The organism is Paenibacillus sp. NPDC058177, from assembly GCF_042883835.1.
Taxonomy (GTDB): Bacteria; Bacillota; Bacilli; order Paenibacillales; family Paenibacillaceae; genus Paenibacillus_AQ; species Paenibacillus_AQ agri.
This window is the reverse complement of record NZ_JBHVVB010000002.1, coordinates 728,683-746,957: the sequence shown is the minus strand read 5'-3', so window position 1 is coordinate 746,957 and position 18,275 is coordinate 728,683. Positions and strand designations below refer to the sequence as shown.

Below are 18,275 nucleotides of genomic sequence, written 5' to 3'. Positions count from 1 at the left end.
AGCTGCAGGAGGATACGAATATGACAAAAGGTATTGATTATAACAGTGTGGACTTTGGTATTTTCTTACCTATTACTAATGGAGGGTGGATTATATCGGAATCCGAACCGCGTCCAGACGGCAGTTATTTACTCAATCGCGCAGCTGCTGTGATCGCAGAGGAGACCGGCTTTGACTTCATTATGTCGATGGCGAAGTGGAGAGGTTATGGAGGTACGACAAATCACTGGGGCACTTCACTTGAGTCGATGACGATGATGGCGGGTCTGGCGGAGGCGACCTCCCGGGTTAAGGTGTTCGCTACGGTGCATACGCTCCTCTATCATCCGGCCGTCGCTGCCAAAATGTTCGCGACACTGGATCAAATCAGCGGCGGACGGGTCGGTATGAACGTTGTATCTGGCTCGTATGCGGGAGAATTCAGACAGATGGGGACATGGCCGGAGCATCTGGATCATGATGCCCGCTATGACCTGGCCCGTGAATGGATGCAGGTCGTGAAGAAGCTGTGGACGGAGGAGCGCGTCAATCATAAGGGGGAATACTTCGAACTGATCGACTGCGAGTCTAATCCGAAGCCGTTGCAGCAGTCGCCTCGTCCACCGATCATCTGTGCAGGCCAATCAGAGAAAGGTATCGGCTTTACCATCGAGGAAGGTGATGCCTGCTTCATCGGCGGCCGTGATCTTGACGAGTTGGCGGCCTTATCGAGACGCGCCAAGGAGATGGCCGCAGAGCGGGGGAAGACAATCAAGACGTACTCGATGTTCGGAGTGCTTCCGGCAAATACGCAAGAGGAAGCAGAGGCCAAGCTGAAGCATTTTCAAGATGGTGCTGATATTGAGGCGATAAAAGGGCTGCTGCGCAGCTACGGAATGGATCCGGATGGCCGCGAGAATGTAATGCAAGCGCGTGCCAAAAATGTATTCATGAATGAAATGCTCGTTGGTAATGCGGAGGCGCTTGCTGCGCAAGTTCGTAACATCATTGAGCATACGGGTATCGACGGCATGATGCTGACGTTCTCGGACTATACCGAAGATGTGCGCTATTTCGGGGAGCGCGTACTGCCGCTGTTGCGCAAGGGGGAGCAATGAAGGCGGCTCTGCTGATTATCGATGTGCAGCGTGACTTCTGCGCACCGGACGGTGCGGTAACGGCATTTGGTGCGGACTTGTCCACAATCGATGGGACGGTGGACAGGATTGATCGTTTGATTGGTGCAGCCCGTCGCGCTGGAGTAGATGTTATCTTCGTCCGGCTTGAAACAGAGCCGGAGCTGGACTCACCTGCAATGCTGAGATGGTACGAGCGGCAGGGCATCGATCCGTTGGTGGCAGCGGCTGTATGCCGTAAAGGGGAACAGGGGGCGGATTATTATCGCCTCTTCCCTGAACCGGGCGATACAGTTGTCTCGAAGACACGGTATAGCGGCTTTGTCGGGACGAATCTCGATGAAGTGCTACAGGAGAAGGAGATCGGGATTGTGTACGCGACAGGTGTAACGACCGAGTGTTGTGTAGAGTCGACCGTACGCGACGCATTCATGCGAGATTACGAGGCTTTTGTTGTCAGTGACGCGTGTACAGCCTACGAGGAAGAGCTTCATCTCTATTCGCTGCGTGCGATGGCATTGAACTTCGCCACGTTAATCGACACGGAAACGCTGCTGGCAGAGTGGGCAGATATCGGGGAGGTATAAGCATGTCGGAACATCGGAATTTCATGAGCAGTGAGGATGAGGCCGGCGCAGATGCAGGGCGAATCGCCGAAATTGAAGCGCTCGTCCGGCGTCATATTGATACTGAAGAGCTAACCTCACTTATCCTGGAGTTGTGTAACATCCGCAGTCTGGCTGGTTATGAGAAGGAAGCGGGTGACTATGTATTCGCCTGGATGGAGCGGGAGGGCTTCGCTCCGAGTCGTGTTGGTATGGTCGAGGATCGGTTCAGTGTCGTCGGCAGATTCGGTGGAGAAGCACCGGAGGCAGGCAGGAATTTGCTGTTTACGAGCCATCTGGATACAGAGGCACCACAGTACAATTGGCGCGATCAGTGGAAATACCGCCCGGGTGGTACAATCGATGATCCGGGTTGGACGACAGCCTCACTAGTCGAGGGGCGCTTCTCCGGACATCCGGTGGAGAATGATCGGGGGCCGATGGCATGTTTTCTCATAGCAGCCAAAGCGTTGAAACTAGCAGGTCTACCTCTGGCGGGGCATCTGTATCTGACCGCTTGTCCGGCGGAGATCGGACCGGAGCATGTTGAGGAGTTCAAGGGTACACAGTATCTCGGCAAGGAGATCGGTGCGCACTATATGATGACACATGGTGGTGTTGCACCGGACTACGCGATTGCGGCTGAAGGCACTGACTTCGGCATCTCTTGGGTAAGCTGCGGCCATGCGCTATTCCGCATCGATGTCTATGGTGAGGATGTGTTCACACCACTGCTTGAGCATTCGAATGAATTGAAGAATCATCCGAGCGCACTTGTACGTGTTGCGCCGCTCATCGGGGACGTGCAGCTATGGGCTGCAGACTATGAAATTCGGCAAACGTACCACTCGCCGGGAGGTACGGCTGTTCCGAAGGTGCAGATCTCAGCCATTCGTGGTGGTGATCCTCACATCTTTGGCGGAGGAAGTGAAGTCTGTTCACTCTATATTGAGGTAAATCTAACTCCTGCTCAGAGCGTCGCTGATGTGCAGCGCGAACTGGAAGCATTACTGAAGCGCGGCGGTTATGACGGCGCTGTTCAGCCGATAGTCTATCGCCAAGGTTTCGAAGCAGACGCAGCGCGGATCGATCCTCTGCGCGCCGCGCTGGCTGCAGCGGGCGAAGCGGGCGGACGCGGGGCGGCGCCGATCGCGCACCCGGTGTATTCCAGTATGTGGCGGGATCATAACGTGTTTAACATGTACAACATCCCGTCGGCGACTTATGGTCCGACCCGTTTCCAACCGAGTCTGAAGGATATGGTCGATGCAGCCGTCGTCTATGCTGTAACCGCTTGGCAGGTGTGCAACAGCCGAGGATAGCCGGAATGTCAGCGAATGATTGTAATTTTGCTTCGATTCATTGGGAGGGATATGGTATGGAAGGTATTGCATGGAGGGGCATCATGGGGAAGTTCGCGACGGGAGTTACGGTGATTACAACGCTCGATGAAGCGGGACAGCCGATAGGTATGACAGCCAATGCATTCACATCTCTGTCGCTGGAGCCGCCTTTGCTCCTTATCTGCTTAGATAAGGGAAGCAGCACGCTAGTTAGCCTGCTTGCAGCGCGGAAGTTCGCGGTCAACTTTCTGGCCGATACGCAGGAGGAGGTATCCCGGCGCTTCGCCCGAAAGAGCGAGACTGACAAATTCGAAGAGGTTGACTATCGTGAGGGTGAACTGGGGCTGCCTGTACTTGGCGGCTGCCTCGCTTCAGTCGAATGCAGTCTGGCAAATACGCTGGACGGAGGCGACCATCTGATTCTGGTTGGACAGGGCGAGTACCTATACGAGCCGGAAACGCAATCAAGCCCCTTATTATTTTACCAGGGCAAGTACAGAGCGCTGCAGGCGCTGGAGGTCTAAGGAGGGTTCATATATGCATATCGCGGTCATCGTTGGTAATCCGAAACCGTTTTCAAAGACCTATACAATCTCGCTCCGCCTTGCGGAAGCGATCGCCGAGTATGCCGAGGATGCATCACTTCATGTGACTTATGATGTGATCGATTTGGCGCCACATGGTGGCTCATTTCTATCATGGGGAGACCCAGCGGCGGCTGAACTGAATGAGCGTATTACCGGTGCACAAGCTGTTGTATTCGCTAGTCCTACGTATAAGGCTACCTACACAGGGCTGCTGAAGCTGTTTGCGGATCAACTGCCTCCGGATGCGTTGGCTGGTAAGTTAGCTATTCCTCTGCTCGTGGGAGCGGCTCCGCATCACAGTCTGGCTGTCGAGCTTCACCTGAGGCCGCTTCTCGTCGAACTGGGGGCTTCCTGCCCGACAAAAGGTTTGTACGTGATAGACTCTCAGTTGGATGATTTCGGGACAATAGCGAAAGAATGGGTGTCACAGAACGATAAGTGGCTGCTGAACCGGGTTTGAAGATATACTTTAATAAATTGGAAAGGAGGAAAGGAAATGATTGGACCAGGTCCGGCAGAAACCAAAACAAACGTTCAAGAACGCATTTTAATAGCTGCGGAGGAGGTTTTTTCCGCTTGCGGCTTTGCGGGAACGCGTATAAGTGAGATCGCCGTTAAGGCTGAAGTTAATCAGGCGCTCATCCATTATTACTTCGAATCGAAGGAAAAGCTATATGAAGCAGTGCTCGTCAGTCTGTTCCGACAGTGGGAGGAGTACGTTAATAAACTATCCTGGAGTGGGATGAACGCTCCAGAATTTCTGGCAACTTACATTCGCGCGCAATTCCGTCTCAAGTGCCAAATTCCGAATCTGTATAGAATATTCCATTGGGAAGCGATGGAAGAGGGTGACTTGTTCACTAAATATGCCTCCTCTACCTGGTATGAGGATTTCTTGCAGCACACAGAGATGATTCACGATTGGCAACAGGACGGTGCGTTAGACGCGGGAATGAATAGGAAGGCGTTACTATTCTTGCTTTGGGGCATGATGAACCAATTTTACTTCCGTTCGGAAGATAACTTGCGTGAAATCGTAGGGGGAGACGGTGATCTGGAATCGCTGCAGGATCAGGTGGCCGATCAGATGATCCGGCTGACGCTGCACGGTGTCGTGCCTGCCCTATACGGCGGAGGGAATAAGGAGGCAGACCCCAAGTGGAGCGAGAGTGATATCATCTACAGTGTTGGTTCTGGCTCAGTTGAGGAGGGCAGTGAGTGCGCAGATATGTGCCTCTGGTTGCAGGATTCACTTCGCCAGCCATTGCTGGCGTGGGAGGAGGAGCGTAATACGAACGGAGGACGGGTGGAGAAGTTGATGTTTGTATTCGCTTCCACTCAATACGGCGAAATGCCGCCGCATATCGTCTCGTGGTTGGAGGATTTGGGGAATAACCCCAATGTGGAAGAGGTAACCGTCGGTATCTGGGTAGAGCGCGGGAGTGCAGGATCCGAGGCGCTGCAGCGCCTGTTGGAGGATGCCGTCAATAGAATTGGCGCCTATGCTGTAGCTCGTACAGCGGATATAAGCCCGTTGAATTATGCCAAGCGATGTCTCAAATGGGCTGGCCTGCGGGGGTAGAGACCACTTATTAGCGAAACGGAGTGAACGACGATGCAGACGATGCAGATGAAGGCTGCCCTGCCCGGCAAATCAAGACTCAACTGGACGATGGCCGGCTTATTCGTCAGCATCTTTTTGACGCAACTTGATCAGACGATTGTCTCGACAGCCCTTCCCACGATCGTGAAGGAGCTGCACGGACTACCGCTGATGTCCTGGGTGTTTACGATTTATATGCTAACCTCTACAATGATGATGCCAATCGCAGGCAAGTTGTCGGATTTGTATGGCCGCAAACGGTTTTATATGTTAGGCCTTGTTGTTTTCATCCTCGGATCAGCGCTGTGTGGGATTGCTCAGAGTATGCCGCAGCTGATCTTTTATCGGGCGGTTCAGGGCTTGGGTGCAGGCTTTCTTATCCCCGTCACCTACACGCTGGTGTTCACGAACATGCCAAAGGAACGTGCGGGTATCTATCAGACGCTATATATGGGCGTATTCGCGCTGTCCTCCGTAAGCGGACCGGCGCTCGGCGCCTGGATCACGGAGCACTTGGACTGGCGTTACAATTTTTATATGAACATACCGCTCGGCATACTGGTTTTCGTGGCGATGGTCCGGCTGCTGCCGGTAACGCCCAGGTCGGATGTCAAGCCGAGCGTAGATAAGAGCGGAGCCTTACTGCTCGCCGTATCCACCTTCTCCATCCTGCTAGGTCTCAAGCTCGGAGGCGAAGGCGAAGGCTGGATGTCCTGGCAGGTGGCCGGTTTGCTCGGCTTAGGGCTGATCTGTTTGGTGGCGTTCCTGCGGGTTGAGGTCGTCTCGCCAGAGCCGATCTTACCCCTGGTCATGTTCCGTAACCGGGCCATTGGCGGGACGCTGGCAGCGACTTTCCTGCAGGGTGCGATTATGTACGGGTCGCTCATATACATTCCGCTTTTCATCCAAGGTAGTCTGGGCGGTGACGCCTCGGACACCGGAGGCGTTCTGACGCCGTTCATGTTTTCCGTTATGGTGGGTGCGGCAGTTAGCAGTTCGCTCATCAAATGGTGGAGCTGGCGCGTCTGCATCTTCGTCGCTATGTTGATCAGCGCCGGGGGGCTGCTTGGGATGACTGCGGCTAGCTTGAACATCGGCGCGTGGCATATCCGGTTCCTGATGATTCTGATCGGTGTTGGCGTCGGCATCATGATGACGGTCGGGCAGATGGCTGTCACCTTCAGTGCTGACGAGCGGATCAAAGGGGTCGCGACTTCATCTGTAGGCTTCTTCCGCTCCGTCGGTGGTGTGTTTGGTACGGCCGTTATGGCGGCTGTTATCAACATGCGGCTTGTCCGCGAGCTTCCCGCAGGAGCAGCGGGTGAAGGTAGCGCTGATCAGCAGATCCAGCGGCTGCTAGAGGGGGCTAGTGCGAATGGGCAGAGTGCCGCCGCTACAAAGGAGGCACTGGCCGCAGCCGTGCATGCAGGCTTCTGGTTTCTGGCAGCCGCAGCTGCGCTCGGTCTTGTGGCGGCATGGTGGACGGGCCGCAGCCGATTCACGGACACGACTGCCGAGGAGTCACGAGTAGACATAGCATCGGTGGGCTAATTTCGATGGGTATAAAGCTTTCAACGCTGATTGGACACTGTTCAATCGGCTTTTTTTATTTGTTCACAGCAAATGGTGCAGTTGTATGGGAGCAAAAAGTTCAGGGAAAGCTTGGTTAGTAAGCCGGCCTTTGGGGAATAATGGAACCGATTTTTTCAGGTTTGAAAAATGTCGCAATTCATATTAAAAATAAGACAGAAATGAATGCAGATAAAGTCCTTTGTCGTAGCTTTTATGCTTTGTGTTTGAGAAAATATAACCCAAGGAGATTAGAAAAAGATGCTTACAGACATCGATGCAATCGCTTGCAATATCCCTAGGATGCATACGATTTTAAAAGATTGTCCCTTTGAAGTTTTGCGTGAAATGGAGATTCAGACGTTCAAGAAGAACAAGTTTTATTTACCACAAGGGGAGATGCATGCCTTCGTCTACATTGTCGTAAGCGGAAACGTTAAAGTCTATGTTATGAATGAAAGCGCTAAACAGGTGACGTTAGATATCTATTCATGCGGTAATTTTATTGGTGAGCAAGAAGCTATGATCCATAAACCATATAGCGCATCAATAGTGAGTATCAGTGAAGTAACTTTAATAAAAATACCTGATAAGGCATTTTTATATTGGCTCTCAAAAGATGCTAACTTCAATCAGATTGTGATGGCTTCTTTATGCGAACAAATGTATAAGCTTACCAATCGAACGATAAAATACAGCTTAGACAGCGTGCGATCACAAATCATTTCATCGCTAATAGAGGAAAGTAACGGGCAGAAATCAACGATGATCCAGAAGAAGGTCATTTTAGATTCGGTCTCCTCAACCAACAGAAGCGTCTATCGTGTCTTAAACCAGCTTGAAGTGGAGGGGAGCATCGTCATAAGCGGTGATGAGATAGAGATTGTAGATCGTGAGAAACTATGGATTGACCCTGAAAGGAAGAGATGAACGATGACAGAGAAACAAGCGCATATTCAATTAGACAGCTCGATTAACGTACAAAAAGCCATTTTGGTTGGCGATCCGGCCAGAGTAGATAAAGTTGGCGCACTGATGGATAACGTACAACCCCTGGCATACAATAGAGAATTTAAATCGATCAAGGGCAGTTATCGAGGCGAAGAGATATTAGTTATTTCTACAGGGATTGGGGCCCCGTCTGCAGCTATCGCCATGGAGGAACTGCACAATATAGGGATTACCACGGTCATCAGAGTAGGAAGCTGCGGCGCGATGCAGAAAAGCATTCCCCTAGGGGCATTAATTATTGCTACAGGTACTGTTCGAGATGATGGTTTATCCAGCAAATATGTTCCGCCCATTTATCCAGCTATTCCAGATGCAGACTTGTTGCAGCTAGCCAAAAAGCATTATCCAGAAGGTTATTTCGGTATCACCAGAGCACATGATGGTTTCTATATGGATAGCAATGAGGCGATTGAACAAGAATGGTCTCAGTATGGTGTATTAGGCGGTGATATGGAGACCAGTATTATCTTTGTATTGGGAACATTGCGTAAAATGAAAGCCTTGTCGATTTTAAATAATGTTGTGTTATATCGTGCCGATCTGTCTACCGGAGTCAATCATTTGGTCTCAGGAGAAAACATAGTGACACAAGGAGAACGAGCATCAATTCAATTGGCATTAACAATTTTAACTGAGCAGGAGGATTGAGCGTCATGGAAAATACACAACAACAATCATGGTTGTATAATCAATTCTTTACCGGATGGAAGAAATTTGAGGTGACCTATGCGATTGTTCTAATCCTGTTACAGGTGGTTGCGTATGTGATTGCACCCGATTCCATTATTGGTATGGTTAGTGGTGTGGCTGGTGTCATTTGTCTTGTATTTGGGATGAAGGGTAAAAAATTAACCTTTGCCTTCGGCTTGGTCCAATGTATAGCCATGACCATGATTGCTTGGCAGAGCCACGCTTATGGCGCATTCGTCATGAATATTTTCTATGTGATCTCCCAGCCGATCGGTTGGTTTTTATGGGGGAATGATGAAGCCGTAAATACGATTAGCCCAAAAATGAAACGGCTCATTTTCCTTGCTGCATTTGTTGCCTGGGCAGTAGGCTGGTTTGTATTAGCAAGAACTGGCGGTCAATTGCCGTATTTCGATAGTATTAATCTCGTGATTTCGTTTATTGCACAGGTACTATATATCTGTAAATACAAAGAAAACTGGTCACTCTGGATTATCGTCAACATTGCTAACTTGGCCTATTGGGCTGTTCTAACCTATCAAGTGGCGACTGGCCATACCGATGTTGGTACAGTGGGCGGATGTTTATCTCAAGTCGCACTGCAAGCGGCACTGTTGTTCAACAGTATTTATGCCAATAAAGTCTGGAAATCGTATGAACAGAACCTGAAATAAGCTAAAACATTTAATTCCGATGAGAATTGTATAAAATGATTGACAAACACTCATTCACAGTAATATCATTAGTTAAAATTATTAATTAGTAATTTTCGGTTATTGTATTTTAATAATGTGGACCCACCGTACAGATGGAGGTCTTATGTTCCGAGAGGGACATGAGGCCTCTTTTTTTGCAAATTTGGAGGGAGGAAAATGGAGTGAGTGAACAGAGAAAACAAAAGCAAATGGTACTTGGGGCAATGATGTTTTTTCCGTCAGGAGGACATATTTCCAGCTGGCGGCATCCTGAAGTGGATGCGAAAGGGCTACTTGATTTCAACTACTATAAACAAATCCTTCAGACCGCAGAGCGTGGCAAATTCGACATGTTCTTCTACGCGGATGAGCTGTATGTGTGGGATCGCTTCGAAACGGGCATCAGTCATGCCAACAGCATTCGTCCAGAACCTTTCACCTTGCTCTCGGCGCTGGCTGTAGTTACGGAGCATATCGGGCTGGCTGCGACAGTCTCCACCACCTACAATGAGCCGTATCATATCGCCAGGAAATTGGCGACGCTCGATCATCTCAGCAATGGGCGGGCGGCCTGGAATATTGTCACCTCGCAAGCGGATGAGGAGGCGCGCAATTTCAGCCGGGATCAGCATTTGGAGCATAGTAAACGTTACGAACGAGCCGTAGAATTCGTGGATGTGACACAAGGGCTATGGGACAGCTGGGAAGATGATGCCCTGCTCCTGGACAAAGAGAGCGGGTATTTCGCGGATAAGGATAAGCTGCATAATATCCAGCACAAGGGGACCCATTTCCAAGTGCAGGGTCCGCTTAATGTGACGCGACCCCCGCAAGGTTATCCGGTACTGGCTCAGGCAGGCGCTTCGGAGTCGGGCAAGGAGGTAGCTGCCGAGAAGGCGGAGGTCGTCTTTGCTCCGATTCACTCCTTCGATGCTGAGGGATTACTGGTCGGTCAACAGCTCTATGAAGATATCAAAGGGCGAATGGCCAAGTACGGCAGAAGCCGTGACGAATTGAAAATCATACCAGGCATCATGCCCATTATCGGCAAGACAGAAGAGGAAGCCAAGGAGAAGCTTGCTGCGATTGAAAGTTTGCTGCCAGAGCAGCTTGGTCTGGATCTGCTCTCCCATTATCTCGGACAGGATATTTCGTCCTATCCACTAGATGAGCCGCTGCCATTCCGGCCGGATCTCAGTCAATTCAATCAGAGCAAGAGTGCACTGGAGCGTATCCTGGAGATGATGGACAAGGAACAACTGACGCTTCGTCAGCTGTACCAGCGGTCGACCAACAGACGCGGACTGGCTGGAACACCGGAGCAGATCGCTGATTTCCTGGAGGAATGGTTCCTGAAGGGGGCAGCGGATGGGTTTAATATTCAGTTCTCTCACCTGCCTGGCGGATTGGATGATTTCGTGAATCTGGTTGTTCCCGAACTGCAGCGCAGAGGAGTGTTCCGTACCGAATATACAGGGGGGACGTTACGTGACAATCTTGGACTGAAGCGTCCCGATAACCGTTATGTTTCTGTCCGCGCAGATCATTTGGCTCATTCATAGCACTGCGTGGTAACAATAAAAGACTTTTATTACTAAACGGAAGACTAATGGAGAGGGGATAGGAGTATGAAAAAAAATCAACTTTTTAAACAGTGGGGGAAGAGCAGGAGAGCCTTCCTAGCCATAACAGCAGCAATAGTGCTGACGATTGGGATTTCAGGCTGCTCCAAAGCAGGGGGTGCAGGTGCGGACACGATTCAGATCGCGACCAAAGGGTTTGCGGAGTCCGATATTTTGGCAAATGCCTTAAAGCTGCTTATTGAAGATAAGACTGATCTGAAGGCGATCGTCAAGAAGCTCGATAACAATCTGCTATGGACAGCCTTAAAGGGGAATGAAGTAGACACTTATGTGGAGTATACAGGAACGGCACTTATTAATATTTTGAAGGACAAGCCTGAATATGATCCGCAAGTGGTCTATGACAAGGTGAAGAAGGAACTGAAGGAGAAAAATCAGATTACGGTGCTGGATCCATTAGGCTTCACTAATTCCTATGCATTCGGAGTCCGTAAGGAAATCGCAGAGAAGCTGGGCCTCAAGACAGGATCGGATATTGCGGCGAAATCCTCAGAGCTGGTCTTTGGAGCAAGTGAAGAGTTTATGAACCGTCCGGATCTCTGGCCGCCGGTTTTAGAGAACTACAAACCTCAATTTAAAGAGATCAAAACGATAGCAGGGGGCTTGGCGTATCAGGCCATCGACCAGGGAGTAATTGATGTAGCGATGGTGCAAACCACCTCTGCGCAGGTTCTGGTAAGGCCGATTACGGTGCTTGAGGATGATAAGCATGTGTACGTACCGTATTTTGCCATCCCGGTTGTCCGCGATGAAGTGCTGAAGAAGCATCCGGAGCTGGAGCAGGTTCTGAATTCACTGGCAGGAAAACTCACGGATAAAGAGATGCAACGTCTTAATGGCGAAGTAGAGAATAAGCAACGGGCTCCGATTGAAGTAGCGAAGGAATGGCTGATTACTATTGGTTTATTAAAAGGGTAATGACGTTGCGGTAATGACATTGCAAAATCTCTTTCGAACTCGTGGACTCAGTTCTAAATATGATATGTCTTGAAGAGCAGGGGGATCGATCCCCCTGCTCTTTGATTTTACTGCTACTCTCTGCGATTTGACTTAAAGTGAACTTTAAGATGTAGTATATGAATTGTGCTTCAAGATCAACATGTAATGAGAATCTTTAAGTTATCTTGATTACTTTTCTAAAGTTTGTACAAACTGCGAAATGGGAGGCATGACAATGAACTTGTACGATAAGATTTATATTAATGGGCAATATGTTACACCATCGGGTACAGAAGTGATGGAGCTTATCAACCCTGCGAATAGGCAAATCACCGGCAAAGTCGTATTAGGGGATGTTGAGGATACTCGAAATGCCATTGCGGCAGCCAAAGCTGCATTCAAAACATTTTCGAAGACAAGTGTTGAGGAACGAGCCGAATTTCTATTAAGGCTGCACCAAGCCCTTCTGGAACGGTCCGACCGGTTAACGGAGGCAACCGTTAAGGAATATGGTGCTCCGATTTCGGTGGCCAGAATGTTAACTCATATCGCTGTAAATGCATTTTTGCATACAAAGGAAAGTCTCGAATCGTATTCATTTATACGGACGGCTGGCTCGGCAAAAGTTCACATGAAACCTGTCGGTGTCGTTGGAGCCATCACGCCATGGAATGCAAATGCAACGCATATGGCGAACAAAATAGCGCCGGTACTGGCAGCAGGCTGTACTATAGTTGTTAAGCCAAGCGAGTTCAGTGCGGCACAAACAGAAATATTTATTGAAGCCATACATGCTGCCAACATCCCCCAAGGTGTTATCAATATCGTTAATGGCAAGGGAGAAGTAGTAGGGGAAGAACTAACCCGCAATCCGGATGTCACAGGCATAACGTTTACAGGTTCTACTCAAATTGGGAAACGTATTGCGGAAGTTGCCGCTGCCAATCTTAAACGGGTTACACTTGAGCTTGGTGGCAAATCTCCAACTGTTATTTTAGAGGATGCTGACTTCACCAAAGCAGTTCCACTTGCAGTAAGTGCCGGATTCATCAATAGCGGCCAGGCATGTCTGGCGGGTACAAGAGTGCTTGTTCCAGAGTCACGTTTGGAGGAGGTAAAGTCCTTGATGGCTGCTACCATTGACGCCATAAAAGTCGGAGATCTCTGGAATGATGCTTCGGTTATTGGACCCATGGTGAACCAGAAGCAGTATGATCGGGTGCAGTATTATATTAATCGGGCGATTGAAGACGGAGCTGAAGTGGTTGCTGGAGGTGCAGGCAGTCCTGAAGGGCTGGAAGCAGGCTACTATGTGAAACCAACGGTGTTCTCTAATGTAACTAATGATATGACAATCGCCCAGGAAGAAGTATTTGGTCCGGTGTTGTCCATTATTACCTATAAGACAGAAGAGGAAGCGATAGATATCGCAAACGATACAGCGTATGGCCTGCAAGCATTCGTCTTTTCTGGAAGCAAGGAGCGGGGCAATCACGTGGCTGATCAGATTGTGGCTGGACGGGTTTCCGTTAATGGCTTGCATGACGAGCCGAAAGCACCTTTCGGCGGGTTTAAAAACTCCGGTATAGGCAGGGATCACGGCACCTACGGTATCGAGGAGTACTTGGAGCCTAAGTCGATTTTGGGATACGATGCAGTGATTTCGTAGATCAGTTGATATACAACTAACGAAGAGTAAAAGCACAAGAAGGATTAGCTTCTTGTGCTTTTTAATTTCAAGCCGGGAAAAGTGCTTATGTTGGAGCTGTCACGGGTTTTCAGTGTAAAGTTATTTTTATTTTAAAATTTAACGAACAATGTACTTTACGAACACTGTTCGTTATGGTATAAATAATGTGTAAACAAGATGAACGAGAATAAAAGGAGGTCGGTGCGCTACTACGATTGGTCCTGGATAAGCACACGAAATTTCAAGTTGATGATGACTATGATAAAGAAAAGAGGTGGTTCTTCTTTTGAACACACAAGCTCAAAGTGCTCCATCCGAATTTTCAATGAAGAAGATCCTGCCGATTCTGCTTGCAGTGGCAACGGGAATGTTTCTAATTATTTTGGACAGTACAATCATGAATGTAGCTGTTCCCAAATTAGTGGACACCTTTCATTCCAATCTTGGTACGATTCAATGGGTGATTACAGCGTACACGTTGGCGCTTTCGGCGGTCATTCCGCTCGCAGGGTGGTTTTCGGATCGCTTCACACCTAAGCGTATGTTTCTTGCAAGCATTGTATTATTTGTTATTGCATCAATGCTTTGTGCACTGGCTCAAACACCAGAGCAGCTGATTATTTATCGCATCTTTCAAGCGCTAGGCGGCGGAATGGTCTCGCCAATCGGTATTGCCATGGTGTTCAAGGTATCGCCTCCAGATAAGCGCGGTTCCGTGATGGGGATCCTCGGTATTCCTATGCTGCTCGCTCCGATTTTCGGACCGATATTGTCCGGCTGGTTAATCGAATTTATTAACTGGCACTGGATATTCCTTATTAATCTGCCTGTCGGAATCATTGCTTTCTGGATGGCATGGCGGTACTTACCGGCCTCAAAGCCAGGCAAAGAAATGAAGCTGGACGTCCTGGGTGCTGTTTTAGCCCCGATTGCATTTGCTTCATTAGTGTTCAGTGTGCATCAAGCTGGGGAGAAGGGTTGGCTCGATGAATGGACATTGGGCTCTCTGGGACTGGGTGTTATTACCTTGTTGCTATTCATTTGGAATGAGCTTAAGCAAAAGCATCCCCTTCTTGAGTTAAGAGTGTTCCGTTCGAAGACATTCACGCATGGCATCATTCTGGCCTGGATGAACCAAATGGCATTATTCGGAAGCATCCTGCTGTTTACGCTATATCTGCAACAGGCTAAGGGGCTCTCTCCACTAGAGGCCGGATTGTACGTGATTCCTCAAGCGATTATGTCAACGATCGGGATCAATGTAGGCGGGAAGTTATTTGACCGGTACGGAGTTCGTCCAGTTGCATTCATTGGTATTTTGTCTTTAGCTGGTGCACTTTTCGCCTTAACGCATATTACGACGAGTACTAATGCATTTTACATTATGAGCAGTTTTGCTTTTGTGGGACTTGGTCAGGGGTTAACCATGATGCAGCTTAATACGCATGTGCTTAAATCAGCTCCAATCGAGCTTGTAAACCGCGTGACACCTATTACGACTTCCGCGCAGCAGATCATGTCTTCCTTCGGGATCACGATTACAGCCGCGTACCTGTCTAACCAAATCAGGAGCTTACCGGCACAGCACACTTTGGAGCAATTAGGACAAGCATTCGGTCACACATTCTGGATCACACTTTCCTTTGCGCTCATTGCTTTAGTGTTGACGTTCTTTCTTAAAAAATCGTCGGCTCCTCCTAAAAAGACACGCTAACAAGCTGGCGAATGTAGGAGGAACACATTATTTTTTTGTTACTAACGAACAGTGTTCTTTAGGGATGGTGTTCGTTATCTGCTTTAAAGCTTTTTATTCCACAAGAAGACGAATAGAAGAAAAGAACAGCCTTAAGTTTTAATCTGGAGTTCGTCTTATATAACTTACATGAAGGAGTTGCATGACAATGACAATAGTATCTAAAGAACAAAAGCGGATCGGGATTATCGGAGCGGGGCCAGGGGGATTAACACTTGCCCTAATCTTGCAGCGCCAAGGCATACAGTCCGTTGTTTATGAGCGTGAGCTCCATGACACTAGTCATGAAAGAGGCGGTACCTTGGATATTCACGAGGAATCGGGTCAAAGAGCACTTAAAGAAGCTGGGCTGTTGGAGGAGTTCCAACGTATTGCCCGCTTTGAGGAAGAAGATTTCCGGGTACTTGATAAGAACGCGAAAATTTATGTCGATGAAGATTCAGAAGCAGAATCAGGCGGAGCTGGGACACGTCCAGAGATTGACCGTGGCGTACTGTGCGATTTGCTGTTACGGGATCTTGATCAAGGTACGATCAAATATGGTTATAAACTCGTAAAGGCGGTTCCGTTAGAGAACGGCATGACCGAGCTTCATTTTGAAAATGGTACGGTGGATACGATTGACCTCTTGATTGGTGCGGATGGAGCCTTCTCACGTGTACGTCCATTGCTCACAGATGCCGATGTTGAGTACTCCGGTCTTACTATGATAGAACTAAACATCCTGAATGCAGCCCAGAATCACCCGGAATTAGCGGCGTTTAATAAGCGTGGTAAAATGTTTGCGCTGGACGATCATAAAGGTATTCTTGGTCAGCTGAACGGAGATGGACGAATTAAGGTATACGCTAGTCTTAAGGTAGAGAGAAACTGGTTAGAGACGAGTGGGATTCCGTTCGATCAGCCTAAAGAAGCTAAGGAGCGGATATTGGATCTATTCAGTGATTGGGATGAGCAGCTAAAAGACTATATCCGTTACGCTGAAGATGCTATTTTGACTAGACGGATCTACATGCTTCCTATCGGGTTCAAGTGGAATTACAATCCTGGAGTAACCTTGATCGGGGATGCTGCCCATGTCATGTCGCCATTCGCGGGTGAAGGTGTGAATATGGCGATGTACGATGCTTTGGAGCTTGCACTTGCCATTGCCCGGAATCGTGATGATTATGCCAAGGCAATCCTGGAGTACGAAGAGAAGATGTATGCATTCTCATCCGTCAAGGCTCAGGAATCGGACTACAGCTTACAGCTTACGTTCTCAGATAATGCCGCTGCCAAGCTGGCTGAATTAATGCAGTCCTTCCAAGAGCAATTTGAAGATCAATAAACATGTTGAATTTCTCACTGCGCTATATTATAAAGAGACTATGAAGAATTCTGAGCGAATTATCGTAAGTCGTCGTGACCGTCCGGCCAAAGAACCGTTAAGCCGTGAGCTCATTGTTAAAACTGCCTATGAACTGCTCAAAGAGCAAGGGATGGCAGGGATGAGCATGCGTAAAGTAGCAAAAGCATTGGATACAGGCCCTTCTTCGTTGTATGTGTACGTCAATAATCTGGAAGATTTAAGCTCTTATGTTCTGGATTACGGACTTGGTGAATTAGTGTTGCCTGATTCCGGGAAGGGTCCATGGAAGGAAAGATTGTTCGGAGCCCTCACTGCGTATTTCCTTCTATTAATCGAGCAACCAGGTCTCTCTGAAATTTCACTGTCCACGATGCCACGGGGAGACAAATACCTTGAGTTGATCGAATACCTCCTTACCGCGCTGCATGAAGGTGGAGCCAAATCGACGGCAGCAGCCTGGGGAGTGGATCTGCTGCTGTTATACGTCACATCTACAGCCTTCGAGAAGCATTCCTGGAGGAAGCATGGCACTGTGGAGATGCCTGCCATCAAAGAATCCTTTAAAAAAGCAGACCCTGTTCGTTTTCCGTTCATTCACAGTCTGACTGAAGAATTATTCTCGGGAGGCGAGGTCGTCATGGACCGGTTCCAGTGGGGGCTTGAAGTGATGTTACAGGGAATTAAGCTGGACAAGAATTAAGAGGAAGTAATTATATTTAAACAAGGAAAAGCAACTGATTGATTTCGGTTGCTTTTCTTTTTGATTTGTCTAGTTAACTTGCCTAACGGTTCAGCATGAGACCGAGCTGGCGTACATAAGGTGCTAACTCACTGACTGAATCCAAGAAGGTGATGTATACCCGCAGAAGAGTACCATTAGGCTTAGGTAGTCCTAACTCGGTCTTCAGCAGTTCGATGACCTCCAGCAGTTCATTCTCTATATGCTCTGGTTGTGGTAGCTCGCGGATCTTATCGGCAAAAAACATCAGAAATTCATCCAGGTTGGCCTGCCGGGTGTCGTTATCCATTGGATTGATTTGATTGAAAAAAGCACTCGAGGTCTTAAGCACAGGTTCAGGCTTGCTAGCGATTAAATCGCCGATGACTGCATCCAGCCGATCGACGAAGAAGCCGGCCAATTCAGCCATAGGAACAGCGATCACGGCTTGAACTGCATGTGACAAATATTCTTTGATCATGCCGCGGAAGATGGTGACAACATCCCCGAGATAAGGGACGATGGGCTCACCATAGGCTTCGTAAAAGCAATCCTGGTGCAGGGTCACCAGTGAGGCACGTTTTTTTCTCCATTCCACTAGAAAGTTGTCATTGCTTGTGATGGGGAGCTCTTTAAACTCACTGGTGAAAAAATAATTCTCAAGCATATATTGCATCTGATACTCGATCTTAAGACGTAGTACTTCCTTTGGTGGAAGCCCCTTCAGCGAAAGTTTCCGATCAAGCTGCCTAGCCTCTTCGAATAGAATTCTGTGTACCTCAACGAATACGCCAGTAAATAAATCTTCTTTAGATGGAAACACTTTATAGATGCTGGCCTTGGCCATGCCACAAGCTTCTGCGATATCCTGCATGGAGGCAGCGAAATATCCTTTTTCTCTAAAAATGCACATTGCTGTTTTAATAATTTGTTGTCTTTTGAATTGTTCCAACTTAACCACCC

General features: G+C 48.6%; 17 protein-coding genes. 16 read left to right on the top strand and 1 reads right to left on the bottom strand.

Annotated features, from left to right (window positions below; genetic code table 11):
• Nucleotides 1-20 precede the first annotated feature (20 nt).
• From ACFVU8_RS13350 to ACFVU8_RS13275, 16 genes are all read left to right on the top strand, one after another.
• Nucleotides 21-1,097 (top strand): LLM class flavin-dependent oxidoreductase, encoded by a 1,077-nt coding sequence (locus tag ACFVU8_RS13350; RefSeq protein WP_387427810.1) that lies wholly within the window; start codon nt 21-23, stop codon nt 1,095-1,097.
• On the top strand, nt 1,094-1,702 hold the full coding sequence (locus ACFVU8_RS13345) for a cysteine hydrolase family protein (protein WP_387427807.1): 609 nt from the start codon (nt 1,094-1,096) through the stop codon (nt 1,700-1,702). Before ACFVU8_RS13350 ends, ACFVU8_RS13345 begins: the two co-directional genes overlap by 4 nt.
• A 2-nt stretch (nt 1,703-1,704) precedes the next feature.
• A complete protein-coding gene (locus tag ACFVU8_RS13340) occupies nt 1,705-3,042 on the top strand; it encodes a zinc-binding metallopeptidase family protein (protein WP_387427804.1) in 1,338 nt (445 codons plus the stop codon).
• A gap of 56 nt (nt 3,043-3,098) precedes the next feature.
• The gene (locus ACFVU8_RS13335) at nt 3,099-3,587 is read left to right on the top strand and encodes a flavin reductase family protein (protein WP_387427803.1); all 489 of its coding nucleotides are present in this window, start codon (nt 3,099-3,101) and stop codon (nt 3,585-3,587) included.
• Between the two features lie 13 nt (nt 3,588-3,600).
• On the top strand, nt 3,601-4,110 hold the full coding sequence (locus ACFVU8_RS13330) for an NADPH-dependent FMN reductase (RefSeq protein WP_379469620.1): 510 nt from the start codon (nt 3,601-3,603) through the stop codon (nt 4,108-4,110).
• Between the two features lie 36 nt (nt 4,111-4,146).
• Nucleotides 4,147-5,232 (top strand): TetR/AcrR family transcriptional regulator, encoded by a 1,086-nt coding sequence (locus ACFVU8_RS13325; RefSeq protein WP_379469618.1) that lies wholly within the window; start codon nt 4,147-4,149, stop codon nt 5,230-5,232.
• 33 nt (nt 5,233-5,265) lie between these two features.
• Complete coding sequence (locus tag ACFVU8_RS13320) at nt 5,266-6,804, top strand: MFS transporter (protein ID WP_387427802.1); 1,539 nt, start codon at nt 5,266-5,268, stop codon at nt 6,802-6,804.
• Nucleotides 6,805-7,083: 279 nt separating this feature from the next.
• The gene (locus tag ACFVU8_RS13315) at nt 7,084-7,752 is read left to right on the top strand and encodes a Crp/Fnr family transcriptional regulator (RefSeq protein ID WP_379469551.1); all 669 of its coding nucleotides are present in this window, start codon (nt 7,084-7,086) and stop codon (nt 7,750-7,752) included.
• Nucleotides 7,753-7,755: 3 nt separating this feature from the next.
• The gene (locus ACFVU8_RS13310) at nt 7,756-8,481 is read left to right on the top strand and encodes a nucleoside phosphorylase (protein ID WP_387427801.1); all 726 of its coding nucleotides are present in this window, start codon (nt 7,756-7,758) and stop codon (nt 8,479-8,481) included.
• A gap of 5 nt (nt 8,482-8,486) precedes the next feature.
• The gene (gene pnuC, locus ACFVU8_RS13305; protein ID WP_379469547.1) at nt 8,487-9,197 is read left to right on the top strand and encodes a nicotinamide riboside transporter PnuC; all 711 of its coding nucleotides are present in this window, start codon (nt 8,487-8,489) and stop codon (nt 9,195-9,197) included.
• A gap of 230 nt (nt 9,198-9,427) precedes the next feature.
• Nucleotides 9,428-10,780: an LLM class flavin-dependent oxidoreductase gene (locus tag ACFVU8_RS13300; RefSeq protein ID WP_379469666.1), complete on the top strand. Its 1,353-nt coding sequence runs from the start codon at nt 9,428-9,430 to the stop codon at nt 10,778-10,780.
• A gap of 66 nt (nt 10,781-10,846) precedes the next feature.
• A complete protein-coding gene (locus ACFVU8_RS13295) occupies nt 10,847-11,779 on the top strand; it encodes an ABC transporter substrate-binding protein (protein WP_387427800.1) in 933 nt (310 codons plus the stop codon).
• Between the two features lie 256 nt (nt 11,780-12,035).
• A complete protein-coding gene (locus tag ACFVU8_RS13290; protein WP_387427799.1) occupies nt 12,036-13,469 on the top strand; it encodes an aldehyde dehydrogenase family protein in 1,434 nt (477 codons plus the stop codon).
• A gap of 307 nt (nt 13,470-13,776) precedes the next feature.
• A complete protein-coding gene (locus ACFVU8_RS13285; RefSeq protein WP_387427796.1) occupies nt 13,777-15,204 on the top strand; it encodes an MDR family MFS transporter in 1,428 nt (475 codons plus the stop codon).
• 187 nt (nt 15,205-15,391) lie between these two features.
• Nucleotides 15,392-16,573 carry an FAD-dependent oxidoreductase gene (locus ACFVU8_RS13280; RefSeq protein ID WP_387427794.1) on the top strand — a complete coding sequence of 394 codons (1,182 nt, stop codon included), beginning with the start codon at nt 15,392-15,394 and terminating at the stop codon, nt 16,571-16,573.
• A 40-nt stretch (nt 16,574-16,613) separates the two neighbouring features.
• Nucleotides 16,614-17,294 (top strand): TetR/AcrR family transcriptional regulator, encoded by a 681-nt coding sequence (locus ACFVU8_RS13275; RefSeq protein ID WP_175372325.1) that lies wholly within the window; start codon nt 16,614-16,616, stop codon nt 17,292-17,294.
• Between the two features lie 82 nt (nt 17,295-17,376).
• Here the strand turns inward: ACFVU8_RS13275 and ACFVU8_RS13270 are convergent, their stop codons facing one another.
• Nucleotides 17,377-18,264, bottom strand: coding sequence for a TetR/AcrR family transcriptional regulator (locus ACFVU8_RS13270; protein ID WP_387427793.1), 888 nt, complete (start codon nt 18,262-18,264; stop codon nt 17,377-17,379).
• Nucleotides 18,265-18,275 lie beyond the last annotated feature (11 nt).

Bases quoted from the DNA above. Each gene is read 5' to 3' on its own strand.
- ACFVU8_RS13290 (WP_387427799.1), top strand. From the start codon at position 12,036: ATGAACTTGTACGATAAGATTTATATTAATGGGCAATATGTTACACCA.
- pnuC (WP_379469547.1), top strand. From the start codon at position 8,487: ATGGAAAATACACAACAACAATCATGGTTGTATAATCAATTCTTTACC.
- ACFVU8_RS13295 (WP_387427800.1), top strand. From the start codon at position 10,847: ATGAAAAAAAATCAACTTTTTAAACAGTGGGGGAAGAGCAGGAGAGCC.
- ACFVU8_RS13275 (WP_175372325.1), top strand. From the start codon at position 16,614: ATGAAGAATTCTGAGCGAATTATCGTAAGTCGTCGTGACCGTCCGGCC.
- ACFVU8_RS13310 (WP_387427801.1), top strand. From the start codon at position 7,756: ATGACAGAGAAACAAGCGCATATTCAATTAGACAGCTCGATTAACGTA.
- ACFVU8_RS13300 (WP_379469666.1), top strand. From the start codon at position 9,428: ATGGTACTTGGGGCAATGATGTTTTTTCCGTCAGGAGGACATATTTCC.
- ACFVU8_RS13340 (WP_387427804.1), top strand. From the start codon at position 1,705: ATGTCGGAACATCGGAATTTCATGAGCAGTGAGGATGAGGCCGGCGCA.
- ACFVU8_RS13320 (WP_387427802.1), top strand. From the start codon at position 5,266: ATGCAGACGATGCAGATGAAGGCTGCCCTGCCCGGCAAATCAAGACTC.
- ACFVU8_RS13345 (WP_387427807.1), top strand. From the start codon at position 1,094: ATGAAGGCGGCTCTGCTGATTATCGATGTGCAGCGTGACTTCTGCGCA.
- ACFVU8_RS13335 (WP_387427803.1), top strand. From the start codon at position 3,099: ATGGAAGGTATTGCATGGAGGGGCATCATGGGGAAGTTCGCGACGGGA.
- ACFVU8_RS13280 (WP_387427794.1), top strand. From the start codon at position 15,392: ATGACAATAGTATCTAAAGAACAAAAGCGGATCGGGATTATCGGAGCG.
- ACFVU8_RS13315 (WP_379469551.1), top strand. From the start codon at position 7,084: ATGCTTACAGACATCGATGCAATCGCTTGCAATATCCCTAGGATGCAT.
- ACFVU8_RS13330 (WP_379469620.1), top strand. From the start codon at position 3,601: ATGCATATCGCGGTCATCGTTGGTAATCCGAAACCGTTTTCAAAGACC.
- ACFVU8_RS13325 (WP_379469618.1), top strand. From the start codon at position 4,147: ATGATTGGACCAGGTCCGGCAGAAACCAAAACAAACGTTCAAGAACGC.
- ACFVU8_RS13350 (WP_387427810.1), top strand. From the start codon at position 21: ATGACAAAAGGTATTGATTATAACAGTGTGGACTTTGGTATTTTCTTA.